10 protein-coding genes are annotated in these 13,173 nt (G+C 58.9%); 1 reads left to right on the top strand and 9 read right to left on the bottom strand.

Annotated elements, in window-relative coordinates:
- Nucleotides 1-23: 23 nt before the first annotated feature.
- The gene (gene tssA, locus CWR53_RS10260) at nt 24-1,610 is read right to left on the bottom strand and encodes a type VI secretion system protein TssA (protein WP_100851437.1); all 1,587 of its coding nucleotides are present in this window, start codon (nt 1,608-1,610) and stop codon (nt 24-26) included.
- Complete coding sequence (locus tag CWR53_RS10255; RefSeq protein ID WP_258313223.1) at nt 1,607-3,814, bottom strand: ImcF-related family protein; 2,208 nt, start codon at nt 3,812-3,814, stop codon at nt 1,607-1,609. Before CWR53_RS10255 ends, tssA begins: the two co-directional genes overlap by 4 nt.
- 615 nt (nt 3,815-4,429) lie before the next feature.
- On the opposite strand from CWR53_RS10255, the gene CWR53_RS23185 reads away from it, so the two are divergent.
- Complete coding sequence (locus tag CWR53_RS23185) at nt 4,430-4,915, top strand: hypothetical protein (RefSeq protein ID WP_197844954.1); 486 nt, start codon at nt 4,430-4,432, stop codon at nt 4,913-4,915.
- Between the two features lies 1 nt (nt 4,916).
- Here the strand turns inward: CWR53_RS23185 and CWR53_RS10250 are convergent, their stop codons facing one another.
- From CWR53_RS10250 to CWR53_RS10220, 7 genes are all read right to left on the bottom strand, one after another.
- A complete protein-coding gene (locus tag CWR53_RS10250) occupies nt 4,917-6,050 on the bottom strand; it encodes a hypothetical protein (protein WP_100851436.1) in 1,134 nt (377 codons plus the stop codon).
- Complete coding sequence (locus CWR53_RS10245; RefSeq protein WP_100851435.1) at nt 6,047-6,304, bottom strand: PAAR domain-containing protein; 258 nt, start codon at nt 6,302-6,304, stop codon at nt 6,047-6,049. The genes CWR53_RS10250 and CWR53_RS10245 overlap by 4 nt, the downstream gene beginning before the upstream one ends.
- The gene (locus CWR53_RS10240; protein WP_258313239.1) at nt 6,304-6,795 is read right to left on the bottom strand and encodes a DUF3304 domain-containing protein; all 492 of its coding nucleotides are present in this window, start codon (nt 6,793-6,795) and stop codon (nt 6,304-6,306) included. Before CWR53_RS10240 ends, CWR53_RS10245 begins: the two co-directional genes overlap by 1 nt.
- A gap of 149 nt (nt 6,796-6,944) precedes the next feature.
- Nucleotides 6,945-7,439, bottom strand: a complete 495-nt coding sequence (locus CWR53_RS10235; RefSeq protein WP_258313238.1) for a DUF3304 domain-containing protein — start codon at nt 7,437-7,439, stop codon at nt 6,945-6,947.
- Nucleotides 7,440-7,524: 85 nt separating this feature from the next.
- Nucleotides 7,525-9,873 carry a DUF2235 domain-containing protein gene (locus CWR53_RS10230; protein ID WP_100851434.1) on the bottom strand — a complete coding sequence of 783 codons (2,349 nt, stop codon included), beginning with the start codon at nt 9,871-9,873 and terminating at the stop codon, nt 7,525-7,527.
- Between the two features lie 118 nt (nt 9,874-9,991).
- Entirely contained in the window at nt 9,992-10,795 is an 804-nt protein-coding gene (locus CWR53_RS10225) for a DUF4123 domain-containing protein (protein ID WP_100851433.1), read from the bottom strand.
- Nucleotides 10,792-13,173 carry a type VI secretion system Vgr family protein gene (locus CWR53_RS10220; protein WP_375335477.1) on the bottom strand — a complete coding sequence of 794 codons (2,382 nt, stop codon included), beginning with the start codon at nt 13,171-13,173 and terminating at the stop codon, nt 10,792-10,794. The genes CWR53_RS10225 and CWR53_RS10220 overlap by 4 nt, the downstream gene beginning before the upstream one ends.

The following is a 13,173-nucleotide window of genomic DNA, read 5'->3' as shown; positions in this document are numbered from 1 at the left end:
AACAGATTCCTGATCAAAGTGAATTAGCTGCACAGCACTGCAGCTCGTACCGGGTCAAGGGATACGAGGGCTGCCAACTGATGTTCCATTTGCCGCGCCAACACAGGCCGGTCAGCGTCGTTGCGCTGGGCCTTCAAACGCAGCAGCTTGAGTAAACGCGCCTTGACCTCGAACAGCAGGTCCGGCTCCCAGTCGGCAAAGGTGTGGCGTTGCGCGGCAGCGTCCAGCTCAGTGAACAAATGAATGGCCAGCTCGGCCTTGCCGCACTGCTCGGCCACGCGCGCCATCAGCAAGCGCAGTAACCAACGCTGACGCCCGGTCTGCACATCGGGCCGGCTTGCCAGCCAAGCCAGCGCCTGCTCGACACCGTCAGCATCCGCTTGCGCCAGTGCCTCGGGTTCCAAGGCGAGTATTTCGCAGGCAGCCGCCGACAGTGCGGGGGCCGCTGCGGGCAGCCATTGATCTGGGCGGTTTGCGCTGACCTGCTGGTTGATCCACTCACGCGTGGCCTCATCAGCGAATGGCGAGCCATCGCTCCAACACAGTAGCTCCACGCCCGGCAGCCGGTGCAGCAGCATGGCCAGATCGTGTTTGACCATATCTGCCCAGGTTTTGTAGGGCTCAGCCGATTTGCCCAAGGCCTGATGGAGATACCATTGCAGATCCAGCCAGAAGTGATTGACGCCTTCGGCATACATTTGCTCGACTTGATCAATCAACTCGCTCCAGCTTTGCTGCAGGTGCAAGCGCTTGAGCTGCGCGCGATACTCGCCGCGAGGCGGTGCCAGGCGGGTAATCCCCTGGGCATTTTGCGGCGGTACCTGATGCACGGTGTCCCAGCGCAAGCTCTTCATCAGCCTATGCGCTGCCAACCACCCTTCGGGTTGTTCACGCAGGTAGCTGGCCAGGCCCCGGCCACTGTCCAGCAAATCGCGACCGGACTTGATGGGTGATACGCTCGGGCCAGGGGCGCTACTTCTCAGCGGTGAATCACTGCCGGTCTGCGGGACGATTGCATCCACACCTCCCGACACGGCGAGTCGGGTGTTAAGGGCGCCGTACAAGGCGTCCAGTTGTGGCCGCTGGTCTTCGGGCCAATGGCTGAAGCCGCGCTCCAGCCACACCAATGCTGCCACCGTTCGCTCGCTTTCAGCCTTGACGACCTGAGGGTACAGCGACAGGCTTGCCAGGACCCTGCTGCCGGCAAGCCACTCCAAAGCCATCTTGCGGCTATTGGGGCGCACCGGCAGGATGTCGCAGGCATAGCGTTCCATCAGCGCCGCCAGCAAACTCAGGCCATCAGCCAGACCGGCCTCACCATCCCGGTGCAAGCGTGCCCACAGATAGTAGGTGGCAACGCGTAGGTCCTTGCAGGACTGCTGGAGCAGCTTCTGCGCCAGTTGCGCCACAAGGTCCACATCCGCCCCGGAGAGTTTGTTGACCTCTTCGCGCATGCGCTGGAAATCGTCGTCGTAGCCCGGATCCTTTCCCACAGCTACATCACCGCTGATGGGCATTAGCCAAGGCTCCCAACATTCGCTGTGTTTACGGGCAATGACCAGCGGCTCGCTGGCGGGCAAACAGCTTTCGACAAGGCTTTTCAGACTCATTCGAAGCCCCCGTTCTGCGTGTACTGCGGGGTGTCTCGGCCATCTGCCAGAAAGATCTCTCGCGGCAAACTGAACCCGCGCAACTTGAGCAGTGCCAGCGGCCCTTCGCCCAACTCCGTGCGCAAGTGCCAGGTCAGGGCCAGGCCATCTGGCGCATCGAGCACTATCCGAAAACGACTGTCGCCGTCGTCCAGCGCCGTGACATTGGCCTGCTCCAGCAAACGAATCAGCCCCCAACTACCCTGGTAGTCCGCAAACAGGCGCTCGCCGGTATGGACGCTGCTCCACGTCAGGCTGATGCCGGGATGGTCGCCCTGCCCGGGCCAGCGAAAGCGTTGCCAGCTTTCTCGCTGGTTGAAGTAGTGATGCTTCTCACCATTGAGTACGAAGGTGGTCTGCACCACATCACGCACAGGCTTGCCTTGCAGCTCGAAGCTCAAGCCCATACCGCCATCGGTATACAGCACATCGGCCAGCTGGCTGAGCTGGTTGATCGCTGTTAGAAAGTCCGGGTTGAAACGCAGCCCCTGACCTTGCCGCGAATCGGCCACCCAGCGGTTGCCTTCCTTGCGCAGAAGACCCGTGAGTTGCTGCGCCAGAAACTGTTCGATGCGCCCGGAGTCGGCGCGGATCATCTGCCCCAGCATGGGTAAAGAGGCATCGCTGCTGGTGGCCGCGAAGGGATAACGACCGCTGAAGGCGCCCTGCCACTCATCGACGATCGCGCGCTGCCAGGCCCGGTTGAGGCCGACCGAGGACGGCTGCAGAATCTGTTGCCAGGCCTGATCCAGCGGCTGCACGAACAGCGTATTGGCCGCTGGCCCCCAGTCGGCGCCGAGGCTGGCGGCGATCAGGTTGCCGTAGGCCTGGGTATCGGTCAGGTCCGCGCCTTTGCCTTGAAATACCGTCTGCGCCAAGGTCTGAATCATCGCCTCGGGATCGGGTGCATTGACCACCTGTTGCAGCTTCAAGCGCACGCCGGTGACTCGGGTGAGGAAGGCTTGCAGGCTCAGGCGGCCATCGACTGATCGGCCTCCAGACTCCTTGCCCAGCAACGCCATCAAAGGGCCAAAGGTACTGTCGAGCGGGCCGCTGGGTGTTTGGGGAAGTTGATCGATGATCGGCGCTGCTTTTTGCCCCACCAACTTCTGTGCGGATTCAATCAGGGAATCGGCCAGGGCCTGGCCACGGACGCCGGCTTGGCCCTGGTAGCTCAATGTGTTCATCAAGGCAATCAGTGGTGACTGGCGTACATCACTCATCAGCGTCAACTGAGCAATCACATCGCTCAAGCCGTAGCCCTGTCGCCAGCGCAGGCTGTTGAGAAAGCCCAGCCATGCACTGCTGTAATCCTGGAAGTAGCGTGCGGTCAACCGCTCCCTGAGTTGGTCGGGGCTCAGTTCACTGCCGATGTCGTTGGGGTTGTCGCTGAGTACCCAGTCGATCTCTTCGCGCCGAGTCTGCGCTGCCTCTTCAATGGCTGCACGAACCTGCCCTTCCCAGGCTTGGCGGGTGAATACACCGGGGACCTGTTCTGCACTGGTGAACAGGGCGCTTGCATCGGTGTCGTCGACCATCTGTTGCAAACCCAATGCTGGGTAGTGATTCGCCGCAGTGTCGAGCACTTGTTGGTACAGGCTGCTTTCAGCGTTTCGCTGCCCCAGTTCGCGCAGTAGCACCTGGCGTGTTTGGGCGATCAGCCTGAGATTGGCCTTGATCGCCCAGTCAGGGTGCTCAGGCAGGTGCTGGCCGTAGAACGTCCACAGTGCCGGATCGGCAGTGCCCAAAGTCTGGGCCAAGAACGCGGCATCGGCTTTTTCCGGGCGTGCCAGCATCAGATAGGCTTTGAGGTAGTCATACGTCTGCTGTGCCCGCTTGGCGCGCTGAGGGCTCGCAGGAGGCAAGTTGACCAACACTTTGAGCCGTTTTTCTAGTTCAGAGACTGCGGGATCACGAAGCAGCTGGTTATTGGCTTGCGTATAGAGCGGCCACACCGCGTCACGTAGCTCGTGCGACCGGTTCAGGCCAAAACGCTGATACCACTGTGCGCCGTGTTCTGATCGGTAGTCCAGGCGGGAGAGTTCGCGTACCAACTCGCCCAGTGCCTGTTTGGTGTCGGTGCCTGCTACGGGCTGCTGCAACGTGCTATACGCCGCCGCGATCTGACCGACCTCGGTACGGTTGCTGGCGAAGGACAACAGCAAGCCAATGCCCCAGATGGAAGCAAGGCCTAGCGCAGAAACGTAGGCGATTCTAGCTGGGTGCCAACCCAGTCGGCGGGCTAGCACGGAGCGATCGTTGAGGATCCCGGACCATGCTGGGTCTTCGGGCCAGCGGTGTTCGATTGTCGTCGCAGATCCTGACCTCTGAACTGGCAAGCTGAACCACACGCCACGGACCTGGATACCACGTGTGGTTCTGCCTGAGAGGGACTCAATCAGCCGATACCATCGTGCAGCGCCGTCAATTTGCAGGCCACGCGCAAGCCGCAGAAGAAAGTCATGCGCTATCTGGACCTGCATCTGCGCCAAACCCTGTTCGCGCAGCGGCTGTTGCAAGTTACGCAGACGCTCAGCCAATTGGACTGGAGAAAATCGCGATGGTAATAGGCAGCCTACCGCCCGCACGTCGCGGGCTGGCTGTGACCATTCGCTCTCGCAGATCTGCCATACATGAACGGATACCTTCCAACCTGAGAGCCGGGCAAGTCCCTGCAACCGATTGAAAGCAAAGCCCAAAGACTCGCTATCGGTACATTGAGCTCTGTTCACCACCCAGAGGGTGCCATGCAGCCCACCTCTTTGGCCTAGCGTGCACCATTGTTCTATCAACGTTTGATCAAGAGCAGTCTGCACACTGCCCCCCCAGAGCAGAACCGTATCCTTTCCCATCAGCCACAGCTGATGCGTCAGACCGGGCGCGACCGCTTCGACTTCGGCCGGCTCACCAATGACTACATAAAACCGGACCCGACGCCGCCAGAACTGACCATGATGCTCACGCAAGTGCTGCTGGATCTGCGCACTCACATCTGGGGGCCAAGTTTCGACCTCCAGATCAGACGGTTGCACCCCGGGACGATGCACAAGGCCTCGGATACCGTGCAGCACTGCCTGCCATACGAGCACTGCGGTCACGAAAAGCAGTCCCCAAAAGATGAGGCCTTTGAAGATAAGGTCCATGAGAGAAGCCCGACTGCGGGGGTGCCCTACCCAGAACCACCAGGCTACCCCGCAGGCGGTGACTATTACAGCCACCGTTACAGCGAGCAAAACAGCCGTTTGCCAAGCAGATACTTTTTGTGATTCAGCTACCTGATTCATGGGGCCGCACAATTCCAAGGGTCAAGGTGAAATGAGGGTCTGAAGCCAGCCATGCGCAGGGCACGCCATGCTGCTGGACATACCAAGCGGCAAGGGTCTGCACGACCATAGCTTCCAGTTGTTCCAACGCGCCAAAGTTGGCGTCCTGAGCGTTGGTTTTGGCATCCCAGCCGATTGCGGCTAGATCAGGCACATGAGGCTGAGAAAACGCTATACAGGTCTGCGCCGGTGCCTCTAGCAGGCTTTGCTCGACAGCCCGCTCGGCAACGGTCGCCAGGTCCTCGTCTGCCTGCGAGAACCACTCGCCACGAAAAAAGGCCACGTCTCCTTCAGCGCCAAGTAGCCATAGCACTGCGGCCTCACCTGCCGGCAAAGAACTTGCCCGATCAGGTGAGGAACTCTGACAACCGGCACAGAGCACACGTGCACCATCAGGAGCCCCTTGCAACTGATCGATGATCGCGTCAAGGCTAAGAATCCCATCCCATATCTGAGGATATTCAGGCAGGTGCACGTCTGGACAGCACTGCGCGATCTGCTCGACGAATGCACGCCATGCTGCCTGCGAGCCATGCCAATAGCAGCTTGATGGGGTCAAGCTCTGATCGGTGCTACGCTGTGCTCCCCACTTCAGGGCGAGCAGTGTTGCCAGCTCTTGCTCGCGCTGTTTCGCGTCGTGTCCAAATACCTGGAGCAAACGAAGCACCAAGCCTTCACCCGTCTCCCGTGCCACGGATGGCTGTTTCGAAGGGTCTAGCAAGCCATCCAGATCCTCCGGGCTACCGCATGAAGCACTCAGCAGAACCGACTCGACCATCGCAACTTTCTGGCGATGCTGTAACCACCATGCCTGCTGTTCCCGCTCCACCGCTTCGCCATAGCACTGGGCGTTGTGGCGGTTGAAGCGGAAATAGAGCACATGAATCAAGAATGCCAGTAACCCGCTGAGCAACATGCCTCCCACCGTAAAGGCGACAAGGTGCGGTGCAACAAGGGAAGGAGGCAGGACACTTGCAATGCCGAGCAATGCCAACAACCCGACTGCCCCTGCAAACCAGCGCGAATAACGAGTCTCACGCGCCAATGGATAGGGTGCAAACTCCGGAATCCTCTTCATGAAGCAGCCAAGGTATCGGGCGTGGAACTGACCAGGCTACAGCCGCAAGCACAGCGGTGAGCGTGCAGTGCCACCGGGCAACCATCGAGCTCGATGAGGTCACTGCCTTCGGCAATCACCGTCAGCCCATGCAGGTTGCAGCGCACAGCGTCCCCCTTGCAGGCAATCGGCTCGCCGTCACACAGATAGTGCCCTTCGAGCACCTCACCACCTGCCTCACGCAAGCTGTCACCCTTTCGAATGAATGCGTGCATTACTGTTGCTCCTTCTGGTCAGTGCTATTGGCAGGACATGACTGCGGCTCCGGCAATTGCAGCGGGGTTTTGATCGGATACTCGGGACTGTCGTAGGCGTAACAGGAGGTAGTGACCTGAATTTCATCGCAGGGCAGGAAATGCACGGTGATGCCGCAAACTTCTTGGCCGGTATAGTCCGGGACAGCAACAACTTTGCTGTGCCTGCGCTTTTGCGCCAGGATTTTCTTCTCCCAAGCCAAAAACTTGGGCCAATCTCCGTATCCAGGAAAATCTCTTGCACTACCGGCACCCGTTTCCCAGTCAACCCGTACCGTCAGGCCTGGATGCCAGTGTTCTGGTGCGCCGTAGCAGCAGCCTCCACCCCCGCCTTGATATGGGCCAATGATGTCAACGGCTGAACGACCATCGACACTGAACCGGTTGATTGCCCAGTGGGTGTGATTAACGCCATAAATACTGCTCGCACTGGCCGTTCCGCCCAAGAACATCGCCAAACTGCCAAGAGCAATGTTCAATACATGGCGCCGCATGAGCTTGCCTGCACGTTTCGCTTTGACTTGCTGCACGCCTCTGTGCCCTTCGAGCATTTCGCCGCCTGCTTCTCGCAAGCTGTCAGCCTTTCGACTCAACGCGTGCATTACTGCTCCTCCACCTGGTCACTGCTTTTGGCAGGGCATGACTGCGGCTCCGGTAAATGCAGCGGAGTTTTAATCGGGTACTCGGGGCTGCCGTAGCCGTAACAGGAAGTGGTGACCTGAAGCTCATCACAGGGAAGGAAATGTACGGTGATGCCGCAGACTCTCTGGTCGGTGTAATCCGGGACGGGGACGACTTTGCTATGCCTGCGCTTTTGCGCCAGGATCTTCTTCTCCCAAGCCACAACTTTGGCCCAGTCTCCGGTTCCAGGAAAATCTCCCGAGCTTCCCGCACCCGTTTCCCAGTCAACCCGCACCGTCAGCCCCTGAGACCAGCGGGCTGGTGCGACGTAACAGCAGCCACCACCTCCGCCTTGATATGGACCAATAATGTCAACGGCTGAACGGCCATCGACACTGAGTCGGTTGATCGCCCAGTGAGTGTGGTTGACGCCATAAATGCTGCTCGCACTGGCTGTCGTAACGCCTACGCACATCACCACACCGCCGAATGTGATGTTCAGTAGATGGCGCCGCATGAACTTGCCTGCACGTGCTGTTTTGAATTGCTGAACGCCGCTGTCAGCCAAGCTCATTGCCCACCTCGCTCGCCGTAGCGTAATGGGCATCCCAGACTGCTGTGATGCGTTGTTGGAGCTGCGCCATTTGCTGAGCGCTCTCCACAGGTAATTTCAGGGTATACCCAGAAATCTGGGCGATGCTGACTGCAGGCGCTGGCTCCCCTTCAGCCCTGACTATCAATGCCAGGTCCCTTCGATCAGCTTCACCAAAAAACACCATTCGTTCGTTGAAGTAACTGCCCCAGGGTTCACGCCCTGCCGACAAACTCACACCCAGGTAGCGATTGTTGAGCACGGCGTGCAGAAACCAGGCACGCGAGTCATGTACTTGGTCATCGAACAGGGCCCGCAAAAGTCCTTCAGGCTTTTGGCTATTACGGTGCTCTTCGACATTACCGCGAGAGCGCTCTGTAAGATGGTTGCGCTCACCTGGCGGTGGAGGGAATAGCTGGCTGACTTTTGCACGCCCAGCTGCCTTGACTCGCTCTCGCTCGGCCCGGGTTTCGGCACTATTGCGATAGATCAACCAGGCGGTGGGATTTACTTCCTTCGCTATACGCAAGACCGTCAGGTAAGGGTCGCTATCCAGATTTCGATAGCTTTTTTCAAACTCTTCAGCGGCCTCCCGCAATTGGGATTGTGCACTGTCTGGGTCGAAATCTGGGATGCCAGGCTCCAGCGGCATACTCGGAGCGCCTTTACGCTCGCGGGCTATTTGTTGCAGGCGCCGGGCTTGGACCATCGCCTGCTGTTGCTCCCGCTCTGCCTCAGCACGTCTGCGGGCATCCTCCGTACCGTGCGTATCACTGGCGTTGCGATAGAACTGTGTAGTCTTGAGGCTGGCGAAGGCGTAGCGATCAATGCGCCATGCTGTGATCCAGGCGAGTTGGGCGCGTAATGCCTCTTCCAGGGGTACTGGAGCCGATGAGACTTGGTAGCGTTCGATTTGCTCGGACGAAAGTGGATGAGGGGAAGGAGTCAAGTTGAGAGTCACTTGACGCCAAGCGTTGAAGCGATCGACTAATAACGGTTCAGCACCGAATTGCAATACAACATCAGGTTCCATCGCCCGCCAAGTTTCATGTTGTTGGCCCACTGGCTGTGCACTCGGTGGAACTTTTAGCGGCGCCCCGTGAGCAAACGCGTCAGCATACAAATCATTCAACGCGATCTGCGAAAGCAATAGGCGATCATTAGGGCCAACTGCCTTCCCTTGATCACCCGGCGGATACCCTCCCCCCTGATCTGAATGCACTCCGGGGTAGATCACCTCCACGCTGTTTGCTGGGTAGCTGCCATCCTCCCGGCGGATAGAGTCCAGCGGAAAGCTCAACCGCTGCTCATGGCTGGCGACGATATGCAGGCAACGCTTGAGCAGCGCCCCGGAAGGCAGCGCCTGACTACCATCGCCCCAGCCCATATGCCCGGTCGCCCCCGGTACGATATCGGCCAGCCCCACCGACACCACCGTGTCCAGCAGCCCAAGGTATTCCACGCTGATTGGCAGCTTATGTTCCCCAACGACGAGCACCGGTGTCGATTCCGCTGGCGCCAACAACTCATTAAGCCAGTTGACGAACGCCCGCGCCGAGGCCGCGCCCCGCGAAAATCCATAAACGTACAACCGCACCCCCAACAGCTTGGGCTGAGATGCCGAAGTACCCTCTAGAGCGATCTCCAAGGTCCGCTCTATGGCACTTAGTTGTTCGTAAAACTTCTTGCGTCGATTCGACCGGCCTTTGATCCACTCGGTGCCGCGCCACGTTCCCATGGCTTCGACGGCTGTTTTGAGCGCCGCATTGTCCAAACGCGGCAGCCCGAGCGCCCGACGCAGCGCATCGATGATCATCAGCAGGCCCCAGTTAATCCGCTCCTCGCCACGTCGTGCGAAGGCCAGGCCTTCGGTGGTGTAGTCCAGGTCGCCTACCTCGGGAAACGGCGTGCCCACTCCAGGCATGTAGTACTTGAAGTAATCGCCGTTGCCAGTACCCGGCGCGTCGGTCAGGCCGCTCGTGCCAACGCTGCGATGCGCTGTGCCGCCGGCATGGCCCGCGCCGATAGCGGCGCGGAACAAGCGTGCAATGTTAGTCGGGTGCGGCACGGCAGATTCGAACAAATCGTTGTTCAGGTTGTTACCGGTGCCGTCGAAGAACAGGCTGATATGCAAGGTCCTGCTACACGGCGGCGGCAATCGGTAGCCGGCAACTAGACATCGACGATCCTGGTGGTCACGCGCTGGCTGATCCCGTAGCCATTGGTTGTGCCGCACCTGCTCGACACGCTGGGGCAGGCGACCTTGCACAGGGAAATGGGGCGGAAGCCAGACGCGGGCTTTACTTGTTTTGGGCATTATTTAGGCTCCTGGCCATGCAATGGGGTCTTGATACAACGCGCGGGAACAACCGCCTGGGCGGGCAGGAGACTAGCTAGCATCGCCACTCTGCCGCCCATCCGCTAACGCCTTGCCATCAGGGTTTTCCCGCAATTGCAGGCTCGCTTACCCAGGTCTGGCGCAGGTATTCCAGGGTATGTGCCTCGCGCTGAGCGGTTGTCAGCAGGCCCGCCGAACTGGCAGCTAACATCCCGCGGTAGCACACGCGAAAGCGCTGTTCCGCTCCCCATTCGCCAGGAAGTTCTGCAGCGAGACTGGCCATTGCTGCGGTAGCATCACTGGCACAACAAAGCACGTCGATCTGACTGTCACTGAGTTCAAGTGGCGTAAATGAGTCATCGCCCCCTGAACTTTGGGCTGTTCCAAGCAAGTGCTGGGGCAGGCCATCGCGGTCAAGCCAACTCCAGAACAAGGCGGGCTGTAACCATGCTTGCTGCTGCTCGGGCGTCAGTACGTGACTGAACAGCAGGAGAAAAAGCCGCGGATCGTAGTAACGCAGTAGGCCCAGGCACCCTCCGTTGAGTGCCTCAGTGCAGCGACCAAGATGCTCTGCGAGTATCGGAAAGGGCCAATCAGACACCAGGATCAATAACACTGGCAGGCCTTGGGTGGCGTTCAGCAAACCGAGAAGCCATTGCTTCTGGAGTGGTTGTGACAAATCAACCCGCACCAGCAGAGGGGCCAGATCCTCGGCACCTTCCTCAGGCAGCCCAGTGAACAGGGAGTAACAATCCAGCGGCGGGTCCACGCTAAGCACACTGGGGCGCATCGGTGACTCGCAACCAGCTTGATCGATGATCACATGCAGATAGGTGATCTGTGCCTGCTCGCACGCGCACAGCAGAAGATTGAGCCACGTGGTGCACGCTTGTGTGTTCATACTTGGGCCTCCCTGAGTACGAAGCCCTGTGCAGCGGCTTGCGCCCTCTTCAAGCATTCCTTACATACAGCTCCCGGCAACTCAGGCAGTTCGAAGGACTCACCCGCCGGGGGGTTAAATCGATGTTTGCCCTTGAGACTGATTAGTCCCGGGCTATGAATCTGGATTTCACCTTGATCTGTAATACGGATGTAACCGCCGCCACAGCCGAGCGTAATGCCCTTCTTGGCGGTCAATTGCATATGACCCTCCACGGACTGGACGGTGATGTCTTGCTGGGCAATCAGATTGAGCAAGTCGCCATGGGACTCGATTTCTAAGGGGCCTTTGCCGGAAACCAGGCGCATGCCTTGCAGTTGCGCCAACAACAAGATGCCCTCACCGGAGTGGGCAAACAGCCGCTTGCCTGCAGCCAAGTTGAGTTCTTCGTCAGTTTGAGCACAGAGTGCTTCACCACTTTTCAAGAGCAAGCTTGCCGGCGTCACTGCACCAATACCATCAGGTGCACTAAGAAGAATTGCAGAGCCTTTGAGGTTTTTTGCCTCAGCCTCGAACCGGCTCAGCGCATCGACATCAGGCTGGCGGCTGCGATGGGTCTGAGCAATTTGGCTCCATTGGGCCAATTGTTGCTTCGCACTCTCTAGCAGGGTGCTGGCGCGGTCCATAGTGAGCACGTCGCCCGCAGCATTGGCTTGTTTGTCAGCACTAATGAAAATTCCCTTGCCGCCACGAATCGCTCCCCAAGCATCGGTGCGCAATTCAAAGCCTTCACCACGCGTCTGATTACTCGAATCCACCAAATGCCCCAAGTTAAGCTGGCTCTTGCCACTGTGCTCGGTACTGAGCTTGACGTGCTCCTGTCCACGCGTATCGTCCAGGCGCAACTTGTTATTGGCCGGGGTCCGCAACACATTGCGTTTGTAGTTGCGCAGCGTCACGTGGTCGGGATGTTCGCTGTCGTGCAAGGCATGGGCGATGTAGGGCCGGTCCGGGTCACCTTGCTCGAACGCCACCGCCACTTCAGTACCGCAGATCAACGGCAGGTGCAGGCCATGGGTGTCACCGGCGTAGGGGCGTGCCAGTCGGAGCCAGACACTCTCCTCGCCTGCTCGCCACGTGTCCCGGTCGAACAGGAAATTGACCCGGTAACGTCCCTCCATGTCGATATGGCCGTAAGGATCGTTCTTTTGCGTACTGGTGACCCGCGCCGGCACCGTACCGGCGATCTGTGGCTTGCCCAGCAATCTTGGCCGAAAGCCTATCGTCTCTGAGTAGGGAATCGCGTCGAACGTGACTTCCAAACTACGGTCGCGTGCTGCCTCGACGGTCAAATGGGTGATGACCACGCCAGGTTCGAAGACCTGTGGCGCCCCGTCAGAGACCGTCAGCACTTGCCCTGGGGCGAGCGATACACTGCTGCTGATGCCGGTGCAACGGGTCTGGTCATTGAGAAAGCGTTCATGATTCAGGCGCGCATAGAAGTACCCGCTTTCGCTGAGCAGGTCTTCATCCTGGTCAATGGCGTCACCCAGCGCGGTATAAGGCTCTCCGTAGTGATACCCCTCGCCATAAGTCGTTGTGGCCCCCCGGCTGTGATCAACATCACCGTCCAGAAAGGCAGCCGCGTCCCGATGGTGGTAGGCGCGCACGTTGATATGCTGCTCCACCACCTGATGCTCAACCTGCAGCGCCCATACGCCGTCCTGCCCATTGCTGGTCAAGCCCGACAGAGGTCGATGCGGTAACTTGACGCCAAACTGGTAATGCCTTTGGTGGTCGTGAAACTCGACCACATCAATGTAAAGCCGATCGTCGTGGGAGAAGCGATACCAGATGCCGACTTCCGCCAGCAGACGACTAATGAAAGTCAGATCGCTCTCACCGTACTGCATGACCTGTTCTCGCTTGGGATATTCGCGCGCCAGGTCGAACACGAAGTGCTGCCCTTGCAGTTGGTGGCGACTGCGCAGGATACTTTCAACAATTTCCGGAACCGATTGATGCTGATAGATCCGGTACTGCTTGCCACGTCCGAGCAATGCCAGGTGCGCTTCAAGTGTGACTTGGTAGCGGGCTTCGTCCCGGGAGCCGGAGACACGCTTGAAACCCGTGATCACGCCATGCACTGTGCGTGATGTCCCGTCAGGCATTGGAAGCTGAGTGGTCAGTTCAGACTTGCCCAGATGGAAGCTGGCATCCTTACCGAGGATCTGCGCCGCCTCGATATCCTGCTCCTGGGAAGTGAATGCAACGGTGTACTTGAATGGCTGGCTTAGCCATTCCTCGCCTTTGAATGACAGCACATCGAGCTCGGCCGTAAGGTCTTCAACTTCTAGCTGATAGCGGTTATGGGTGAAACCCGTTATTGGCTTCGCCAT

This window comes from Pseudomonas sp. SGAir0191, from assembly GCF_002812565.2.
Lineage (GTDB): Bacteria > Pseudomonadota > Gammaproteobacteria > Pseudomonadales > Pseudomonadaceae > Aquipseudomonas > Aquipseudomonas parafulva_B.
The sequence above is the reverse complement of the archived record's forward strand: the minus strand, read 5'-3'. Positions and strand labels throughout refer to the sequence as shown.